A 19962-nucleotide genomic window follows, 5' to 3' on the forward strand; every position below is an offset into this window, starting at 1 on the left:
TAAACCAGGTAAATGACGGAATAAAGGAGTTAACCAATTCAGGAGTTGAGAATGTAGGTTGGGCAATGAATGATGAACATACACCTCATCGAAGCGATTACCGTTACATGGCCGTTTGGAAAATGCCTTCACGGGACTATGTGAAAAAATTGGAAAAAGCTATTTCAGATTCTGGTTGGTATGATTGTTTTTCTCAGGTTAACAGCAGAGGTGAAATAATACCTTTAGACCAGGCACTGGAATTTATGATTAATTTAGAGGCTAACGCTACAGGAATAAATGAGGGAGGTTAAGTCGTCTCCTGTGATGCTATTTCGACTTTTCTTCTTTTTTAATTCATTGCCGAATCTATAAACCAGCTGAATCTTCAGAAGGAAAAGTTATAATTGCATCTCCGGGATTTCCCCTTCAATAATTAGCTTTCCGGCCGTTGCTGCTTTTATATCTTCTGTACTGACTCCCGGAGCTCGTTCGAGAAGCTTAAAACCATTTTTGGTAACCTCAAGCACAGCCAGATTCGTCACAATTTTTGTGACGCAGCCGACCCCTGTGAGCGGTAGTGTACATTTGGAAAGTAATTTAGATTCTCCGGCCCTGTTGGTATGCATCATAGCCACTATAATATTCTCTGCGGAAGCAACTAAATCCATCGCGCCTCCCATTCCTTTCACCATTTTCCCCGGAATTTTCCAATTGGCTATATCACCGTTTTCCGCAACTTCCATTGCGCCAAGAATGGTCAGATCCACATGCTTACCACGGATCATTCCGAAGCTCATGGCCGAATCGAAGAAACTGGCACCGGGAAGTGCAGTAATGGTTTGTTTTCCGGCATTTATAAGATCGGCATCCTCAGTTCCTTCTATAGGAAAAGGTCCCATCCCCAGAATTCCGTTTTCACTCTGGAATTCAACTTCAATATCATCCCGAACAAAATTTGCGACCAGTGTGGGAATTCCAATTCCAAGATTGACGTAATATCCATCCTTAACTTCTTTTGCTATTCGCTTCGCGATTCCTTCTTTGTCTAACATTTCTTTTAATTTGAGAATTTGAAAATTAGCTGATTTGAAAATGTTTTTATCCGTCTTTAATCATTTTTCTTATTCGGGCTCTTTTGCAGCTTTTTCATATATAAATCCAATTAAAGTTACTTTAATTGGAGCATTATACCTTTTAAACTTCATTTACCAATCCTCTTACTTGAACTAATAATTTTAGATATAATTCTGATAATACTATCTATTTCTACCTTTAGCGCTTCCGGTGGATCGGGCAGCAATTCAGATTTTTGACATAATTCCAGCCAATACGCACATTCATCTGCCTCTTTTGCTGCTATTTTAAACTTATGTATAAAATCTGCCGGACTTTCAGCATTCTGAGCTTCTCGAACATTTGCTCCTATTGAAGTGCCGCATTTAAAAAATTGCGAAGCAAGTTCAAACTTTTTATTTTCTCTTAACTCTTCAGAAAATTTAATGACCTTTAGTGCAAATTCAAAGGTTTTATCTACAATTATATTTTTCCTGTCATCTCTCAATTTTCAAATCCTCAAATTGGCAAATTTTCAAATTACTTTTCCCGTACCGTCCTCTTCTCAATCCTCTTTTCATAATTTTTTCCTTCAAAGATCCTTTGTACAAATATTCCCGGAATATGGATCTGATTTGGATCGAGTTCTCCGGGCTCCACCAGTTCTTCTACTTCTACAACTGTAACTTTTGCAGCACCACACATTAAAGGATTAAAATTTCTCGCAGTTCCCTTGAAGATAAGATTACCTGCTTTATCCCCTTTCCATGCTTTTACTAAAGAGAAATCTGCTTTAAAAGCCTCTTCAAGCACATGCATTTTTCCGTCAAACTCCCGGGTTTCTTTACCTTCGGCAACTTCAGTTCCATAACCGGCAGGGGTATAGATAGCAGGAAATCCCTGCTGAGCTGCCTGGCATCTTGCTGCCAGCGTGCCTTGAGGAATAAGTTCTACTTCCAGTTCACCGCTAAGCATCTGTCTTTCAAATTCAGCATTTTCCCCCACATAAGAAGATACCATTTTATCAATTTGTTTCTTGTGAAGTAGAAGTCCAAGGCCAAAATCATCGACTCCGGCATTATTGGAAATACAGGTAAGATTCTTAATGTTGAGTCGTACAAGCTCAGAAATGGAATTTTCGGGAATCCCACTAAGGCCAAATCCTCCCAGCATCAAAGTCATTCCGTCCTTAACTCCCTCTAAGGCTTCCTCTACATTAGCTACAGCTTTTCGAATCATCTTCTAAAATTTTTATTCAGAAAAATACGAAAATAAAATAGCTGTAACAATGCGAAAGCCACAGTAAATTAAGATATCAGAAAAAACAGATGCAAATTTTTAATGTAATTCTAAAAATCCAGTTCATCGGGAACATCACTATCAGGGTCATTAGAACCTACATAGTTGTTACAATTCACTTCAATAGTAAGATCTTCAGGTTTAGGAAATTCTCCTTTGGAAATATTCAGCGCATCATCGGCATAAACGTCCTTCATGTACATTCCCCAAATAGGCAGCGCCATAGTCGCTCCCTGTCCATAAGTTATAGTTGGAAAATGGACAGATCTGTCCTCTGCTCCAACCCAAACGCCGGTAACCAGGTTAGGAACCATGCCCATAAACCAGCCATCACTCTGGTTTTGGGTAGTTCCCGTTTTTCCCGCAATTGGAATACTGGTATCGAAATTATAAGGATAACCCGTAACAGCACGCTTATAATGATCCAGGTTAGTCGCATAGTTACCTCTTAATCTAACTCCAGATCCAGACTGGGTTACCCCTTCTAAAAGATTAACGGTTACATAGGCGGCTTCCTTGCTAAGCACGTCGCGGGTCTGCGGAACATTTTGGAATAACACAGTTCCGTTTTTATCTTCTATTCTATTAACAATAACAGGTTTTACATACACACCCTCGTTAGCAAAAGTACTGTATGCAGAAACCATTTCGAATAAACTTAAATCTGGAGTACCAAGCGCAATAGAAGGTACTTCAGGAATATTTTCAGTATCTATTCCCAGCTTGTCCAGCAAGTCTATTACAGGTCTGGGGCCGGTTTTATCAATAAGTCTGGCAGTCACTGTATTTACAGAATTGGCAAGCGCATCTTTTAAGGAAATCATACCTACGTAACTGTCGGCATCGTTTCCGGCGTTTTGAGGTGACCAGTCTTTAAGAAGTCCATACTTTCCCTCTTCAATCGTAAACCTATTCTTCGGAAGCGTATCACAAGGGGATAATTTTAGTTGATCGATCGCCGTAGCATAAACAAAAGGTTTAAAGGTAGACCCAACCTGACGTTTCCCCTGTTTAACATGGTCGTATTTAAAGTGTTTAAAATCGGTACCTCCTACCCAGGCTTTTACTTCCCCGGTTTGAGGTGTCATAGACATCATTCCTGCCTGAAGAAAAGATTTGTAGTAAAAAATCGAATCCCGTGGCGTCATAATGGTATCTTTTGTGTGGTTAGGACTGGTCCAGTCAAAAACACGCATTTCCCGCTCTTTATCAAAAGAAGCAAGGATTTCATCTTCAGATATTCCTTTATCCTTCATTTCCTTCCACCGGACTGATCGCTTAATGGAGCTATTAACAATCTGCTGAACTTCGCTTTCATCCACATCACGGAAAGGTGCCGTAGGATTATTTTTATTTTGTCGTGTAAATTCCTTCTGAAGATGTGAAATATGTCGGTCTACAGCTTCTTCAGCATATTCCTGCATTTTTGAATCTATACTTGTATAAATCTTTAAACCGTCACGGTAAATATTATATTCTGAACCATCTGGCTTCGGGTTTTCATCAATCCATTCACTAAGAAAGCGCTGTACATAAGCCCGAAAGTAAGTTGCCATTCCCTCATCGTGCCCTTCAGGAGAAAAATTTAATTTAAGTGGAAGGGACTGCAGCGAATCCTTTTCTGAAGGAGTCAAATACCCATTCTTTTCCATTTGTTTAAGCACCTGATTTCTCCTTCTAAGCGCATTATCTCTGAACTCTTCCTTTGCAGGATTATATAAAATTGGATTTTTAAGCATCGCTACCAGAACGGCAGCTTCTTCAGTTTTTAATTCTTTTGCCTCCTTTCCGAAATAAATCCTTGAGGCCGAACGGATTCCCACTGCCTGGTAAAGAAAATCGTACTTATTTAAGTACATAGTAATAATCTCCTGCTTGGTATATTGTCTCTCCAATCGCGTGGCAATAACCCACTCTTTAATCTTCTGGAAAACACGTTCCACCTTATTATTGGGAGTATCAGAAAACAGCAATTTTGATAACTGCTGAGTGATGGTACTCGCACCACCTCTTGATCCTAAGTAAGCCACAGCACGAAGTGTACCGCGGGCATCAATCCCGGAGTGGTGATAATACCTTTCATCTTCTGTTGCTACTAGCGCTTTTACAAGATTTTCTGGTAAATCATCATATTTTACCGGTGTCCTGTTTTCATTGTAATATTTGCCAAGGGTTTTTCCATCGGAAGAAAAAACTTCTGTAGCCAGGTTTGTTTCAGGATTTTCGAGCTCTTCAAAAGTCGGCATTTTACCAAATGCACCCCAGCCGGCCATTAGAAAAAGGATAATTACAAGAAGAATTCCTATTCCAAATATGCTCCAGAAACCAATGATGTAGGATATTTTACTTTTTTTGGGTGCTGCTTTCTTTTTTTTTGACGTAGCCATTTACTTTATAACTATTGCTGTGCGCTATGCTCTATGCGAAAGCCCACATGGGTAATACCTTCTAAATTTTCTATTCCTTCCACTTCACCATTCTTTCGCATGGCTTGTTTTATGCGGACTTCATACTCACCCGGCTCCGGAAAACGTACATTTTCCCTGTACCAGAGTTTACTTTCCTTTACATCACCAAAACCCGTACCAAGCCATGTTCCATCTGGCGCCGCCATGGCGTATTCCAGCGTATCGGTAATTACCTTACCATACGGAAATTCAATTTCGGTAATTACAAAAAGGTTGCTGTACTTATATTCACTGTTATTCCTAATGTTCAAAAAAAGATCGTATGTCTCCAGTGAATCCAGTTCATCTACCCTAAACGCAACAACAGAATCTTTATTCCATGAAGACACCGGTTTATATTCATCGAAAACACGGTCTGAATCACAGGAATACAAACCTAAAAAAGAAAAAACCGTCAACAGTAAAAAAAGACCTTTACCCATTTTTTGAAGGTTTACCTTTCCTCTTCTTTCTTTTCTTATTTCTTCTTTTTCCTGTAGAAGCCTTCGGATTGTCAAAACGGGTAAGACTGTCCTGCCCAACTACGTTATTAAAATCGGGCTTCTTATTCTCTTCCAGCTGTAAAACAACTTCATATTCTTCCAGGCTACCAACCGGTTCTTTCTTCTTATTGGAAACGATAATCTTATTAGCCTGTTCTGCAGTTAATTTATGCCAGTTCATCCATTCCCCTTCGTAAGCATACCAAAGTACCCCCTGAAAAATGTCAATTTTCTGACATACTGCCGTTCCTTTTTTGGTGTAGAGTTTAGTGTCTGTTCTTGGAAAAGATTTTAAAGCTTCAAGATAAGTATCGAGCTCATAATTAAGACAACATTTCAGCTTCCCGCACTGTCCTGCAAGCTTTTGCGGATTTAAAGAAAGTTGCTGATAACGAGCTGCAGAAGTGCTTACAGACCTAAAATCTGTTAACCACGTAGAACAACATAATTCCCTTCCGCAGGAACCAATACCTCCTAATCGTGAAGCTTCCTGGCGCAGGCCAATTTGCTTCATTTCAATCCTGGTATTGAACTCTCTTGCGAATTCTTTAATTAGCTGCCGGAAATCCACCCGATCGTCTGCAGTGTAATAGAAGGTTGCTTTTGAAGCATCCCCCTGGAATTCGATATCGCTAATTTTCATCTGAAGGTTAAGGCGAATAGCGATTTCCCGTGCGCGAACCTTCATTTTATCTTCCCTGTCACGCGCTTCCTGCCAAACATCAATATCCCGCTGCGAAGCTTTGCGATAAACTTTTAAAACCTCATCACTATCTGGTGCGACTTTCTTCTTCTTCATTTGAACCCTAACAAGCTCCCCTGCGAGGCTAACGATCCCCACATCATGGCCCGGCGAAGCTTCTGTAGCCACCACGTCCCCCATACTAAGGCTTAGGTTTTCAGAATTTCTGAAGAAATGTTTCCTCCCGTTTTTGAAGCGTACCTCAACAAAATTAAAGGGTTCTTCGCCATTAGGGAGAGACATATTGGAAAGCCAGTCAAAAACAGTAAGTTTATTACATCCGTCTGTTCCGCAGGTTCCGTTATTTTTACATCCTTTTGGCTGACCGTCTTTACCGGTCGAGCAACTGGTGCAAGCCATAAATTTATATATATTGTAGGTAGCTGCCTTTTATATCTGTACTATCGACATGCTCTAAAATTCAACATTTTGCATCTCCGGAAAGCCTGTAAAGCGAACTTTAACGGCAATCTGATACAAATCTTTCGGCACCACCTTTAGATTAGTAAAAAATATTAACAGTAAAGATACCAATATTTATTGGCACCACCATTTACAGAACGGCAACTTAGGTTTTATATTTCAAAACCTTTGAGCGTCCCTTCTTAAAGATTTTATTGCTGTTGCCCTTTCCTTTGCGCAGTTCTTTTTGCTCTTCGTAAGGCAAAGAATTGGTTTTCATGCAATCTTCAGAACAGCAATCATTCATTTCCATGGCGCAGTCTTCACACTGAATAAACAACAGGTGACAAGCTTCATTAGCACAATTAACATGGGTGTCACAAGGTTTCCCACACTGGTGGCAATGCGCAATAACATCTTCTGAAATTCTCTCGGAACGACGGTGATCGAACACAAAATTCTTTCCGATGAATTTATTCTCCAGTTTTTGATTTTCTACCTGCCGGGCATACTCAATAATTCCCCCTTCAAGTTGAAAAACTTTTTTGAAGCCTTTGTGCTTATAATAAGCACTGGCTTTCTCACACCGGATTCCGCCGGTGCAATACATTACCAGATTTTTATCTTCCTTATAATCTTTTAAATCTTCTTCAATTATTGGCAACGAATCCCTGAAGGTATCCACATCTGGAGTGATGGCACCTCTAAAATGCCCAATTTCGCTCTCGTAGTGGTTCCTCATATCCACCAATACGGTATTGGGATCTTCTAACAGCGCATTAAATTTTTCTGCATCTACGTGAATTCCGCGATTGGTAACATCAAAACTGGCATCGTTAAGACCATCGGAAACTATCTTGTTGCGCACTTTTACCTTCAGCTTTAAAAAAGCTTTTGCATCGTGCTCAATAGCGATATTCAACCGTACATCCTCAAGAAAATAGATCTCATCAAGAAATTTTTTGAAGGTATCAAAATTTTGAGCAGGAACAGAAAGCTGGGCATTTATACCTTCGTGGGCCACATAAATCCTCCCAAGAACGCCCATGTGGTCCCAGGCTATAAATAAATGGTTTCGGAATAATTCGGGGTTACCTATTTTCGCGTAGGCATAGAAAGAGAGCGTCAACCGGTCTTCCCCGGCTTCTTCAATTAATGCTGCTCTCTCTTTAGCGCTTAATTTATTGTACAGTTGCATGCTATACCAATTTATAAGAGTAAAAGAAAAATTTGAGCAAAGATAAGGCTTAAAATGAAAAAGCAGAAATTTGTTTTAGAAGCTTCAAATAAGTTTATCTTTAATTAGTTACAGTAAAAATATATTAGATAGAGAATGCCTATTTTAAAATTGTGATGCAGCAAAACTTATGTTAATTTAGCAGCTCTTCAAAAAGTAAAAAAATTATGAGCAACGATAAAGAAAAAGAAGCAAAATTAAAGGCCCTTAAGCTTACCCTGGATAAGATGGATAAAACCTATGGAAAGGGTACGGTTATGAAAATGAGCGATCAGGCGATCGTGGATGTAGATGCCATTCCAACCGGCTCGCTGGGACTTGATCTGGCTTTGGGTGTGGGAGGATATCCGCGCGGTAGGGTTGTTGAAATTTACGGACCGGAATCTTCGGGTAAAACCACCCTTACGCTTCATGCTATTGCTGAAGCTCAAAAAGCCGGAGGTATCGCTGCTTTTATTGATGCAGAACATGCTTTTGACCGTTTCTATGCTGAAAAACTTGGTGTAGATATAGAAAACCTGATTATTTCACAACCAGACAACGGTGAGCAGGCTCTTGAAATCACAGATAATCTAATCCGTTCGGGAGCGATAGACATTATTGTAATCGACTCTGTTGCGGCTTTAACCCCAAAAAGTGAAATTGAAGGGGAAATGGGAGACTCCAAAATGGGACTTCATGCCCGTTTAATGTCCCAGGCACTTAGAAAACTGACTGCTTCCATTAGCAAAACCAATTGTACGGTAATGTTCATTAATCAGTTGAGGGAGAAAATTGGAGTAATGTTTGGAAACCCTGAGACTACTACGGGTGGTAATGCGCTTAAATTTTATGCTTCGGTAAGGCTGGATATTAGAAGGTCGACACAAATTAAAGACAGCAACAGCAATGTGATGGGTAACAAAACCCGCGTAAAAGTGGTGAAAAACAAAGTTGCACCTCCTTTTAAAACTGCCGAATTTGATATCATGTATGGCGAAGGTGTCTCTAAAATCGGGGAGATTATTGATATTGGTGTAGATTATGAAATCATCAAAAAGAGCGGATCATGGTTTAGCTACGAAGATACTAAGCTCGGCCAGGGAAGGGATGCTGTAAAAACGATCCTTAAAGACAATCCAGATTTAATGGATGAGCTGGAAACCAAGATAAAGCAAGCAATTAAAGTCGCTAACGAATAGCAAATTTTTAAAATCCCTTTTCGAAGGGATTTTTTTTGAGCTTGACGCAACCTTTTCAGCACTTTTGCATCTATAGGGTAGAAAAATAATTATAAACCCTAATTTAAATGAAAATGAAAAAGTTTGCTTTGTTACTAATTTCGGTGTTGACTTTTGTGAGCTGTGATACTGATGACGACGGCCTTAACATTGCTTATGAACTTGCTGAAATTACTGGTCATAATTTACCGGAATTTATTGAACCCGGCGAGGATTATGAAATTGACGTTACTTATGAATTGCCTGATGCATGCCACACTTTTGCGGGTTTCGATCAGGCAGGTGCAGAAGATGAAGATGATGAGGATATTTTTGTTTACTACATTCATGCAATCACTTCTTATGATCCAAATTTAACTGAATGCGACGAAGAGGGTGAGCTTACTGAAACAAAAAGAGCCCGTGAAAATTTCAATGTTTCTTCGAGCTCACAGTACACCACGATTCAGTTTAAATTATTAACCGGAGTATCTTCTACAAATGAAAGAGAATATATTACTGTGGATGTTCCGGTTGGCGCACCCGACGATTCTGAAGAAGAAGGTACAGGAGACGAAAGCAGCAATTAACATCAAGATTTGGTGAGTCTAAAGAAGCTCATAAAAAACTGTAAGAAACAGGATATTAAGGCACAGGAGGAGCTTTACCGGTTATACGCCGATAAGCTTTTTGGCCTGTGCCTCAAATATTCTTCCGGTTATCACGAAGCTGAAGATAATCTTCAGGACGGCTTCCTTACCATATTTGAAAAAATCTCCCAATACAAAGACCAGGGTTCGTTTGAAGGTTGGATGAAGCGTATTGTTATAAATACCGCTCTTCAAAAGCACAGAAAACACAGGTTTTATGAAATTATAAACGAAGACCGAATGGAAGAACCCGATGTTGAGGTAGAAGAAGATGAAATTCATGCAGATTTTTTACTGAAAACTGTCCAGGAATTGCCGGATAGGTACAGGCAGGTTTTTAACCTTTATGCGCTGGACGGGCATTCCCACCAGGAAATTTCTGAACTACTGGGAATTTCTATAGGAACTTCAAAATCCAACCTGGCGCGGGCCAGGAATATTCTGAAGGATAAAATTGTAAGCCATCAAAACGACAGTCAGGCACAGTCATTATAGCTGAGGCTGATTAGCCTATAAATTGATGAAGATGAAAGAAAGAAAAAATATAGACCGGCTTTACCAGGAGAAATTCAAGGATTTTGAAGCTTCTCCAAGGGAAGAAGTCTGGAAAAATATTGCAGCCAGGCTGGAAGAAAAGAAGCGTAAAAGGCCGCTTATTATTCCGCTATGGTACAAAGTGGGCGGAGTCGCTGCCACTATTGCTGTCATTCTGGGACTCGCATACTTCTTAAATACGGGACCGGGAGCAACTCCCGAAACGCAGTTCGTTGTGGAAGATGAAGACATCTACCGTCCCCAATTTAATTTACCCGAAAATAATTCTACTATCAAAAATGCTTCACAATTACTTAATAATATAATCTCCGGCACTACCGGTAGCTCGTCAAATTTCGGATTAGCTGGTAATAATAAAAGCACTGAAGAAAATACGATAAATTCTTCAGAAGACAGAAAAGAAAATACACCGACTGAAGGATATAATGCCGATAATTGGCAAAAAACAGGCATTGCTCAAAATGCTTCAGATAAAAACGATGCTTATGCTGAAGAAAATATAAATTCTGAAGCAATCGCTAGTCAAAAAGAGGCTTACGAGGATGAAAAAGGCCAAATTGAGGCAGGAAATGAAGAAAATTCTGATAAAAAGCAGTTTCAGGAAGAAATTGCTCAAAAAAACATTGCAGAAGCCAAAAAAGAAGAGAAAAATGCCCTTGCAGCGCTTGCTGAAGAAAAAAATAAGCCGGATGTTAAATTAGCAGAGGCCGAAAAAAGCAAAATCAGACTTAGCACCTTTGCGGCACCTATTTTCTATGATAATATGGGCAGCGGCAATGCAATTTCTCCCAGTTTCAGTAATAATAATTCTTCTTCGCAGGTAACGATGGCCTACGGGGTAAATGTTGCCTATACTTTATCTGAAAAAGTGAAAATTCGAACCGGTGTGAGCAAGATGAATATAAGTTATAATATTGAGCAAATTTCCTATACCACCACAGCCTTTGCTCAAAATATTGCAAGTATAGATTATCGCACCGAGCTTAATGTTGTAGAAATTGCCACTCAGGCTCCGGCATCAGGTTTGCCGAATTTTGACCAGTTATCTAATAGCTTTGGAGCTGCTGCTGTGAGTATTCCCGGAGAAATAAATCAGCAATATGGATTTATAGAAGTTCCTGTGGAGATAGAATATGCTTTAATTGATAACAAATTCGATTTAAGCCTCATTGGAGGTGGTAGTAGTCTTTTTCTTGATAACAACAGCGTGAGCCTTACGTCAAATAATCAGAGAACAGAACTTGGCGAAGCCAACAATATTAATAATGTTAGTTTTAGTACAAATATCGGTGTTGGACTAGGCTATGAACTCATTCCTAATTTCGAAGTAAATCTTGAACCTATTTTTAAATATCAGCTTAATACCTTTAAAAACACTGAAGATGTGCAGCCGTTTTTCTTCGGAATTTACTCCGGTTTAAGTTATAAATTTTAATCGAAAGAAGGATTTTTAAGCTCCTGTAGAATTACTTCCCGCGTTTGTTCTTTAAGTGTTCTTTTATCTGCCACAGCCATTCCTTTAGTAGGAATAAAATGATGCACTTTTGCCCGAAGCTTCCCGGGTCCACCGGAAAAGAAGTCGTACGAGAAGCGCTTTTTAGTATCATAAAAAGTGAAAGGTACAACAGGAATCTGGTGCTCTATTGCCAATCTAAAAGCGCCATCCTTAAATTCATCCAGCAACAGGTTTTGATGCCCGGGAACACCTCCTTCGGGAAAAATACAGATACTATTTCCCTGTTTTAGCCTTCGCTGTGCCTCATTAAAAGCCTCCTGCCTGCTGCGTTGACTTTTTCGGTCCACCAAAATGCAGGTTTGCCTGTAAAAATATCCAAAAAGCGGAATTCTTGCCAGCTCCATCTTTCCAACAAAAATAAACGGATGCTTATTTACTGCCAGCATCAGCATAATATCCACCATAGAAGTATGATTGGCCACAAGCATGTAACTCTTGTCCTTTTCCATCTGCTGTTCATGCTTTACTTTTGGAAACAAACCCATCCCGTACAAAATGCATTTGGCCCAGATCCTTGCACAGATAAAGTATTGAGGATAAAATTTTTCTGAAGAAGCTACAACCAGTAGAACTGGTAACATTATTATAATAGGTAGTCCCAGTAATATATAGAACCAGAGACGCCATAAAGATAATGCGAACTTTTTGAGTACCCCCATAGGAACCAAAAGTACTAAAATGAGTCGACTGATTTCGCTAAAAAAGATAACTTTGTAAAAAATCGAAAAAGAACAATGTCTAGAATACTTACGGGAGTACAAAGTACGGGAACACCGCACTTGGGAAATTTATTGGGTGCAATAATGCCGGCGATAAATATGGCAAATCAGCCGGGAAATGATTCTTTTATTTTTATTGCAGACATGCACTCTTTAACCCAGATTAAAGATGCGGAAACTCTAAGGAACAACACCTATTCTGTAGCGGCCACCTGGCTCGCCTGCGGTCTGGACATTGAGAAAAGCGTTTTTTACAGGCAAAGTGATATTCCGCAGGTTACAGAGCTTTCCTGGTATCTAAGTTGTTTTTTTCCTTTCCAACGTTTGACGCTCGCACATTCTTTTAAAGATAAATCAGACCGGCTGGAAGATGTTAATGCGGGATTATTCAATTATCCCATGTTGATGGCGGCAGACATCCTTCTTTATGATGCTGAAGTTGTCCCGGTAGGGAAAGACCAGTTGCAACATCTGGAAATTACACGTGATGTCGCGTCCAGATTCCATACAAAAGTGGGAGAGGTTTTTGTTATTCCTGAAGCTAAGGTTGAAAAAAATACTATGTATGTGCCGGGAACCGATGGTGAAAAGATGAGTAAATCCAAAGGGAACACCATCAACCTTTTCCAGACAGATAAAAAGCTACGGAAACAGGTAATGGGAATCCAGACGGACAGTACTCCTCTGGAAGAACCGAAGAACCCTGACACCTGTCATGTCTTTGCGTTATATCAACTTGTGGCAACAGAGGCTCAGACTGCGGAGATGAGAGGGAATTATGAAGGCGGAAATTATGGTTACGGACATGCTAAACAAGCACTTTTTGAAGTTCTGAAGGAGAAATTTCAGGAGCCAAGAGAGAAGTATGAGTATTATATGAACAACCTTCCGGAACTGGATAAAGCATTAAGTCTTGGTGCTGAAAAAGCTTCCGCAGTAGCCAACGGAGTTTTAAAACGCGTTAGGGGAAAAGTTGGATATTAGGAACGGTAAAGGTTTAATGTTCTATAAAAAATCTACCAGCACACATGACGCTTAAAATAGTTTATAAATCTGTAAATGTTGATTTTTCTGATGATAAAGCCGATGAACATCAACAAGATAAACAGCAATATCTCTGGACAAAATCTTTTAAAGTAGAAGATGTAGAGAAGGTTGATATCTTAGAAGATGAGCCTTTTTTGCTTAAAGCAGAATTAGAGGATGGAACGCAGCTTCAGAAGGAGATAAAGGATATTTTTATTCTACGGGTGACAACTCCCCAATACCAGAAGGATTACGCTGTTTCGAAAGAGATTCTGTGCGACATCAGCGAAATTTCCGAAGAAAAAGGAGCACTTAAAGAATTCTGTTTTTATTTAAATGAAGTTACCGAAATTATTGAAATTATAGAAGGCGTTTTCTTAACTGAAGAGGAAGCTTATGGAGATGGTTTTGAAGTTGTATAATGTTCTTTTCTAAATCACTTCGAATAATTTTCCCGGCAGGGGCCTCAGCACTCCTTTTAATTCAATATTAAGTAAAAGCGATGCGGTTTTATAGGTCGGAAAATTACAATTTAGAGCAATTGTATCTAATTGTGCTTTTCCCTTCTCCCTTAAAAATTCCACAATGGCCTCCTCATCTGGTTCCAGCTCTACAAAGAGCTGCTTTTGAACAGCTGCGTTTTTCTTCTCTATCTCCCAGTTTAAGATATAAATAAGATCTGCAGCAGAGGTCAGCACATGCGCATTCTGAGATTTAATAAGATTATTACAACCTTTGCTGTGCACATCTCCGGGTCGGCCGGGCACGGCAAAGACTTCCCGGTTGTAGGAATTGGCAATATCGGCTGTAACCAGGGAGCCACCTTTTTCGGCACTTTCAATAACTATTGTGGCTTCACTTAATCCGGCTATAATCCTGTTCCTTTTCAAAAAGTTATTTCTATCAAAATTGTCAGTACTCCAAAAATCAGTAAAAAACCCACCGTTTTCTTCAACCTGAGGCATATACCTTTTATGAACCTTCGGATAAATTTGATTGAGGCCATGTGCAAGGCAGCCAACCGTCTGCAATCCATGTTTTACCGCAGCTTTTTGCGCTGTAATATCCACCCCATAAGCAAATCCGGAAACTATTACGGGATCAAGCGGACTAAGTTCTTCAATTAATTCTTCACAAAAAGCCGTGCCGTGACTACTAATCCTTCTGGTACCAACTATGCTTATGATTCTTTTTTGATGAAGATCGATATTGCCTCTTTTAAAAAGCAGGATTGGACCGTCAAAGCAGTGTTTGAGTTTTTCAGGGTAATCCTGATCCTGAAAATAAGAATATCCAATATTGTTTTTTTCGATAAACTTCAGTTCATTTTCTGCAGCTTTAAAATGATCAGAGTTATGGAATCCCTGGAGCCGGGATTCACCAATTCCGTTAATCTTTAATAAATTATGCTTTTTTTCTTTAAAAATTGCTTCGGCAGTTCCAAAATGCCTGATTAGCTTTTTTGCGGTGTTGTCCCCAAGATTAGGGATATGCTGTAAAGCAAGGATATTAATCAGTTCAGAGGAATCCATTAAGGGAGTTTGCCTAAAAATACAGAAAAAAACATTTGTTAATAAAAATTCTTTCGGTAACTTTATCCTACTGCTGGAACTCTTATTTTTGTACCGATGAACATAGCTAAGCACATTCAGGATTTACTCTATCGTTACGAATGCGTGATACTTCCGGGTTTTGGAGCTTTCCTTTCTCAGAAGCAGTCCGCTTATATAGATGAAGAAACAGAATCTTTCTATCCTCCAAAAAAGACCGTTTCCTTTAACAGGCAATTGCAGAAGAACGATGGTCTTCTTGCCAATTATACTGCGGAGGCTGAAAAGGTTTCTTACAGCAATGCGGTTTATGCAATTAGTGAATTTGCAGCTTCGCTTGAAAAGTCTCTCGAGGAAGATAAGCAGGCAGATTTGCCAAATATCGGCAAGTTTGTGTTTTCTTCAGAAAATATTATAGCATTTGAACCTTACAACAGCATAAATTATTTTACAGATTCCTTTGGACTGGATTCTTTCCAGGCAGGAGTGGTAAATAGAGAAGTTTATAAGGAACAAGTTGAAGAAATTGAAGAGAAAGCGCCTTTTCTTTTTACTCCGGAAAGACGTAAATCTTCGTATTTAAAGTATGCAGCAGTAGGAATACTGGCACTGGGACTTTCCGGTCTTGCAGGTTTAAATATTTACAGCGACCAGGTTTCCAAACATAACATTGCAGAACAACAGGAAGCCGAAGGTCAGCTTCAGCAACAAATCCAGCAGGCAACCTTTATAATTGACAATCCTTTACCGGCAGTAACTTTTAATGTTGAAAAGCAATCCGGAAACTATCATATTGTCGCCGGTGCTTTTAGAGTCGAGGAAAATGCCGCAAAAAAAGTGGATGAACTTCGTGCTGAAGGCCACAAAGCGCGATTAATAGGTGCTAATAAATACGGTCTTCATCAGGTGGTGTATGCGAGCCACCAGACCAGGAGGGATGCTATAAACATGCTTCGTGAGGTTAAAAAAACCAACGAATCTGCCTGGTTACTTGTTCAGGAACTTTAATACTTCTTTAGCGCATAAATCATCTTTTGCGCCCTATTTTTGCCGAAAATCCCGATACTAAATGGACGCTAAAACGCCCGCAGAATCACGTACAACTTTAACAGATCTGGTACTTCCCAGTGAAACTAATCCGTTGAACAACTTGTTTGGTGGAGAATTGCTGGCACGCATGGACCGCGCTGCAAGTATTGCCGCACGAAGACATAGCCGCAGGATCGTTGTAACGGCTTCTGTAAATCATGTTGCTTTTAATAAAGCTGTTCCCCTTGGAAGTGTAGTAACAGTGGAAGCTGCTGTTTCCCGCGCTTTTAAATCTTCTATGGAAATTTTTATAGATGTGTGGGTTGAAGACAGGGAAAGTGGGCAAAGATCTAAGGCTAATGAAGCTATCTATACCTTTGTTGCGGTAGATGAAACGGGCGCTCCAATTCAGGTACCGCCACTCCAGCCAGAAACAGACCTTGAAAAAGATCGTTTTGCTGCTGCCCTTAGGCGCAAACAGTTAAGCCTGGTGCTGGCAGGAAAACTTAAACCCAATGAAGCCACAGAGCTTAAAGCTTTGTTTAAATAAGTTATTCTAATTAGAAAGAATTCTGTGCATTCTCTATAGGCCAAAAAATTGCTTCTATAGAGATAAAATATTCATTTTACATCTGATAAACCCAATCTGCCGGATTCATTTTCTGAGTGTTTTTGAAGATCAGGAAATGTAAGGTTGTCTTGCCTGTACTACGATTTGTTGCGATTTCCCCTATCTCCTGCTCGGTGCTCACGACATCTCCCTTTTTCACATATACTTTATCAAGATTGTCGTAAATGGTAATATAATCTCCATGTCTCACCATCACCGCTTTATTTGCCCCTTTTAGAAGCTGCACTTCGCTCACTGTACCGTTAAAAACCGCTCTTGCTTTTCCACCGGTATCTGTATCTATGTTTACACCATTATTGTTTATTCTCGCGGTCTTCACAATAGGGTGTGCATGTTCCCCAAATTGCATGGTTACCACTCCAGATTTCACCGGCCATGGCAGCTGCCCTTTGTTCTTGGCAAAATCTGCAGCCAGTGCTTTTGCAGCAGGTGTAAGTTCATACACGTCCCGGGAAGTAGAGCCGCTTCCTTCGTTTGCTTTTGCAATCGATGCACGTATCATTTCCTCAATTTGCTGGTCAATTTTATTAATTTCCTGCTGCCGCTGTCTTATTTGAGTTGCAAATTGCCCTTCTTTTTTATTAATCGTGGCCATTAACGCCTGCTGTGACTTTCGGTTTTCTTCCAATTGCTGTCTCGTCTTCCGGTTTTCAGCAATTAGTTTCTCCTTTTCCTCTTTCTGGCTTGCCAGACTGGAATTAAGGCGCTGTAAATCTTCAGAACGAGCCTTTATTTGCTCTCCCTGCTGCTTCCGGTAGTTTGTATACTGTTTCATATACTGAAGGCGCTTATAGGCCTGCAGAAAGCTTTGAGAAGACAATAAAAACATTACCCTGCTCTGCTGAGATTTACTTTTATATGATTTTTCAATCATTCTTGCGTAGTCCTCTTTTAGTTGCTCAAGTTCTTTACGCAATGAGGAAATTTTTCTCGTATTGGAATTGATTTCCTGCGTGAGCAGGTTCGCCTGTTGATTGGTGACTTTTATAAGATTTTCTGTGCTTTTAATTTGCTGACTCAGATCCTCAACCTGTGTTAAAACAGATTTTTCTTTCTGTTTATTCGTAGATCGGAGTTCATTAATCCGCCTGATCTCATTTCTTAACTCCAGTCTCTTTTTCTCCAGTTCTTCCCGGTTCGTCTGTGAAAAACCATTAACACCGACACATACCAGAATCAAAAAAAAAGCGATATTTACAATCTTCTTCAGTCTCATTCTACACTAATTTCATCATATCCTGAAGGAATATCAAACGGAAAGCTCACTTCTTCATCAAACTCTACCGAGCGATAGGTAATTTCAATGTTAGTAGGTTGACCACCTTCATTCGCTATAATTTTAATATTTTCAGGAAATAACTTCCCATCTATCGTCTGGTAATCCGAATAAGTTATAGTAACGCTCCTGCTCTCGGCTTCCTGCGCAAGTTGTTGAGCAGATGCTTTTAAACTAGCAGGGTTCAGTAAAAACATTTTTTTTATACTGCTGTTGGTTTCTTCAGGTAAAAACTGATAACCACGGGGGCTCTGCACCATTTCATAGGCTTCTTCCCGTAGATCATAAATGGCCTGCCCAATCAACAGGTTTTGGAGTTTATTGAAATCCAAAGGAGTTCCCAGCCATTCACTAATCAAACTGAAATCACCATCAAAATAACTTTTACTGATTTTTTCATAATAACTTACCGAGTTGGGCGTGATATAAACTTTGGCAACCGGAAAGCCAAGAACAGTGGCGCTCATCCAGATGGCTTTATCCTTCTCCATCCTGAAGCTAAGGTTTACCGATTGCGTCCTATCTTCATCCTGATAAACCGCCCTCAGTTTTCCCGATACTGTGTTATACTGAATTTCGTTATCGTAGTGCTTTGCAATAATATTGGCTGCCTCAGCATCTTTAGTCGCTATCCTTTTGGTCCCGCGCCCACCTCCACAGGAGACCATTATCGTTGTTAGAACTACTAATACTATTATTCTACTGTACATCTAATTAATTTCTTTCATTAACATTTCGGCTTTCCGGCTGAATTCTTCTGCCTTTCCGGCTTTATTTAATCCAGCATTGGCTATTGCGAGCTGCTCATAAATGTCGGCTTCCATTCGCCTGTCATCTATTACATAATCCAGGCCAAAAGTAAGAATTTCCTCTGCTTCCTGATAACTCTCGAGAGCATTTAAAGTTAACCCCCGGAGAAGATAAAATATCGGCTGAGCCGGAAAAATCTCGAGAGCACCTTCACTTAATTCATTTGCTGCTTCCATCTCCCTGAATTCTAACTGAAGCAGAAGCGTGTTTTTCGTAAGATTGAAGTTATTAGAATCTTTTTCCAATCCTTTCTGGAAAAACTCAAGTGCTTCTTTCTTCCTGTTATTCTTCAAAAAATATAGCCCCAGTTCCTGATATAGCTCCGGTTTTTCTTCAAGTTGTGAAAGTAAACCGGCTACTTCCATTAGCTCCTCATCATACTCAGGATTTTCCCGTACAAAGAGTAAGAAATCGTTCAGCACCTTGTATTTAGAATCAGGATCTACTTCTTCACTTCTAAAAACAATTTTCATGGAGTTAACAGCCTCCTTTGGTTCTCCCCTATTCAGATAAAATTTATACAGCGCAAGGTGAACCAGACTAGAGCCGGGATGGGCAGTAAGCAGTTCCTGTGCAGTATTATAGGCTTCCTCTTGATTACCATCCTGACTGTAAACATAAATCAGGTTGAGATAATTTTGTTCATTTTCGGGATCGGCAGCAATTCCTTCTTCTAAATTGTCAATTTGAGCTACCGTGTTGTCTGTTAAAGCATAAATTTGTCTCCGCATCCTTTCCCGATAATTGCTGTTGCCCAGCTTTTTATCAAGGTTGTCAAGAACAGCTAAAGCCTCATCGTACTGCTGGTTAAGCATATAGACATTTGCAAGATCTTCAGTATAAGAATTGTCAATTTTCACGAGCTTCTTAATTGCTGAAGCGGCGGCAGCATAATCCTGTACTTCCATGTATGTACTATAGAGCTCTGCAAGGATTGCTTCTCTTCCCGGTTCAAGCTCATGTGCAATACTGAAGTTTTCCACCGCCTTTTCGTACTGCTCCATCGCCCTGTAATTCTTCCCGATCTCGAAAAAGACCACAGCGTTGTCTGGCTGCAGCTTTTTGCAGATTTCCAGGGCACTTATCGCTTTTTCGTAGTTCTCAATCCCCTTTTGCTTAAGTGCCTCAAAGAAATTCTCCTGAAACTGGTCTGAAACATTCCCAAGATCGTCCCTGTTCACCTCCTGAAGCATTTGCTCCTCCTCCTGGGCCTGTACCTCCTGAAAGAGTACAGTCCCTAAAATGGCAAATATCAGGATGGTTCTTCTCATTTATAACACCTTTGAGGCCCTTGAAGACCGGGTTTTTTAAAAACCTCACAGGTTTTGAAAATCTG

At 39.9% G+C, this 19962-nt stretch carries 21 protein-coding genes; 9 read left to right on the forward strand and 12 right to left on the reverse strand.

Features of this window, described 5'->3' with window-relative positions:
* Nucleotides 1-293 (forward strand): DUF6616 family protein (locus RM545_RS10795; protein ID WP_311495289.1); only part of this gene is annotated, 293 nt, incomplete at its 5' end.
* Nucleotides 294-380: 87 nt separating this feature from the next.
* Here RM545_RS10795 and RM545_RS10800 read toward each other — a convergent pair.
* The 7 genes from RM545_RS10800 to trhO all read right to left on the reverse strand — a co-directional run bounded on the left by RM545_RS10800 (nt 381) and on the right by trhO (nt 7626).
* Nucleotides 381-1034, reverse strand: a complete 654-nt coding sequence (locus tag RM545_RS10800; RefSeq protein WP_311495290.1) for a 3-oxoacid CoA-transferase subunit B — start codon at nt 1032-1034, stop codon at nt 381-383.
* 149 nt (nt 1035-1183) lie between these two features.
* Nucleotides 1184-1543: a four helix bundle protein gene (locus tag RM545_RS10805; protein WP_311495291.1), complete on the reverse strand. Its 360-nt coding sequence runs from the start codon at nt 1541-1543 to the stop codon at nt 1184-1186.
* 32 nt (nt 1544-1575) lie between these two features.
* The gene (locus RM545_RS10810; protein ID WP_311495292.1) at nt 1576-2274 is read right to left on the reverse strand and encodes a CoA transferase subunit A; all 699 of its coding nucleotides are present in this window, start codon (nt 2272-2274) and stop codon (nt 1576-1578) included.
* A 110-nt stretch (nt 2275-2384) separates the two neighbouring features.
* On the reverse strand, nt 2385-4721 hold the full coding sequence (locus RM545_RS10815; protein WP_311495293.1) for a penicillin-binding protein 1A: 2337 nt from the start codon (nt 4719-4721) through the stop codon (nt 2385-2387).
* Between the two features lie 11 nt (nt 4722-4732).
* On the reverse strand, nt 4733-5224 hold the full coding sequence (locus RM545_RS10820) for a gliding motility lipoprotein GldH (protein ID WP_311495294.1): 492 nt from the start codon (nt 5222-5224) through the stop codon (nt 4733-4735).
* Complete coding sequence (locus tag RM545_RS10825) at nt 5217-6386, reverse strand: PSP1 domain-containing protein (protein ID WP_311495295.1); 1170 nt, start codon at nt 6384-6386, stop codon at nt 5217-5219. Before RM545_RS10825 ends, RM545_RS10820 begins: the two co-directional genes overlap by 8 nt.
* Before the next feature lie 208 nt (nt 6387-6594).
* Nucleotides 6595-7626, reverse strand: a complete 1032-nt coding sequence (gene trhO / locus RM545_RS10830; protein ID WP_311495296.1) for an oxygen-dependent tRNA uridine(34) hydroxylase TrhO — start codon at nt 7624-7626, stop codon at nt 6595-6597.
* Nucleotides 7627-7832: 206 nt separating this feature from the next.
* Here trhO and recA point away from each other — a divergent pair, with 206 nt between their 5' ends.
* From recA to RM545_RS10850, 4 genes are all read left to right on the forward strand, one after another.
* Nucleotides 7833-8846 (forward strand): recombinase RecA, encoded by a 1014-nt coding sequence (gene recA / locus RM545_RS10835; RefSeq protein ID WP_311495297.1) that lies wholly within the window; start codon nt 7833-7835, stop codon nt 8844-8846.
* Nucleotides 8847-8953: 107 nt separating this feature from the next.
* Nucleotides 8954-9454 carry a hypothetical protein gene (locus RM545_RS10840; RefSeq protein ID WP_311495298.1) on the forward strand — a complete coding sequence of 167 codons (501 nt, stop codon included), beginning with the start codon at nt 8954-8956 and terminating at the stop codon, nt 9452-9454.
* Between the two features lie 12 nt (nt 9455-9466).
* Nucleotides 9467-10009 carry an RNA polymerase sigma factor gene (locus tag RM545_RS10845; RefSeq protein WP_311495299.1) on the forward strand — a complete coding sequence of 181 codons (543 nt, stop codon included), beginning with the start codon at nt 9467-9469 and terminating at the stop codon, nt 10007-10009.
* Between the two features lie 31 nt (nt 10010-10040).
* Nucleotides 10041-11504 (forward strand): cell envelope integrity TolA family protein, encoded by a 1464-nt coding sequence (locus tag RM545_RS10850; protein WP_311495300.1) that lies wholly within the window; start codon nt 10041-10043, stop codon nt 11502-11504.
* Here RM545_RS10850 and RM545_RS10855 read toward each other — a convergent pair.
* Nucleotides 11501-12244 carry a lysophospholipid acyltransferase family protein gene (locus RM545_RS10855; protein WP_432264583.1) on the reverse strand — a complete coding sequence of 248 codons (744 nt, stop codon included), beginning with the start codon at nt 12242-12244 and terminating at the stop codon, nt 11501-11503. The genes RM545_RS10850 and RM545_RS10855 overlap by 4 nt on opposite strands.
* A 75-nt stretch (nt 12245-12319) precedes the next feature.
* Here RM545_RS10855 and trpS point away from each other — a divergent pair, with 75 nt between their 5' ends.
* Both trpS and RM545_RS10865 read left to right on the forward strand, forming a co-directional pair.
* Nucleotides 12320-13288: a tryptophan--tRNA ligase gene (gene trpS / locus RM545_RS10860; protein ID WP_311495302.1), complete on the forward strand. Its 969-nt coding sequence runs from the start codon at nt 12320-12322 to the stop codon at nt 13286-13288.
* 44 nt (nt 13289-13332) lie between these two features.
* A complete protein-coding gene (locus tag RM545_RS10865) occupies nt 13333-13752 on the forward strand; it encodes a hypothetical protein (protein ID WP_311495303.1) in 420 nt (139 codons plus the stop codon).
* 9 nt (nt 13753-13761) lie between these two features.
* Here the strand turns inward: RM545_RS10865 and dprA are convergent, their stop codons facing one another.
* Nucleotides 13762-14862, reverse strand: a complete 1101-nt coding sequence (gene dprA / locus RM545_RS10870) for a DNA-processing protein DprA (protein ID WP_311495304.1) — start codon at nt 14860-14862, stop codon at nt 13762-13764.
* A 96-nt stretch (nt 14863-14958) separates the two neighbouring features.
* Between dprA and RM545_RS10875 the strand changes: the two genes are divergently transcribed.
* Complete coding sequence (locus RM545_RS10875) at nt 14959-15888, forward strand: HU domain-containing protein (protein ID WP_311495305.1); 930 nt, start codon at nt 14959-14961, stop codon at nt 15886-15888.
* Between the two features lie 61 nt (nt 15889-15949).
* The gene (locus RM545_RS10880; RefSeq protein ID WP_311495306.1) at nt 15950-16459 is read left to right on the forward strand and encodes an acyl-CoA thioesterase; all 510 of its coding nucleotides are present in this window, start codon (nt 15950-15952) and stop codon (nt 16457-16459) included.
* 76 nt (nt 16460-16535) lie between these two features.
* On the opposite strand, the gene RM545_RS10885 is transcribed toward RM545_RS10880, so the two are convergent.
* Genes RM545_RS10885 through RM545_RS10895 form a run of 3 tightly spaced genes read right to left on the reverse strand, consistent with a single transcriptional unit; the run spans nt 16536 to nt 19897 of the window.
* Nucleotides 16536-17756, reverse strand: a complete 1221-nt coding sequence (locus RM545_RS10885; protein ID WP_311495307.1) for a murein hydrolase activator EnvC family protein — start codon at nt 17754-17756, stop codon at nt 16536-16538.
* On the reverse strand, nt 17753-18526 hold the full coding sequence (gene lolB1, locus RM545_RS10890; RefSeq protein ID WP_311495308.1) for a lipoprotein insertase outer membrane protein LolB1: 774 nt from the start codon (nt 18524-18526) through the stop codon (nt 17753-17755). Before lolB1 ends, RM545_RS10885 begins: the two co-directional genes overlap by 4 nt.
* Entirely contained in the window at nt 18527-19897 is a 1371-nt protein-coding gene (locus RM545_RS10895; protein WP_311495309.1) for a tetratricopeptide repeat protein, read from the reverse strand.
* Nucleotides 19898-19962: the final 65 nt, after the last annotated feature.

Source organism: Autumnicola lenta, assembly GCF_031846515.1.
GTDB lineage: Bacteria > Bacteroidota > Bacteroidia > Flavobacteriales > Flavobacteriaceae > Autumnicola > Autumnicola lenta.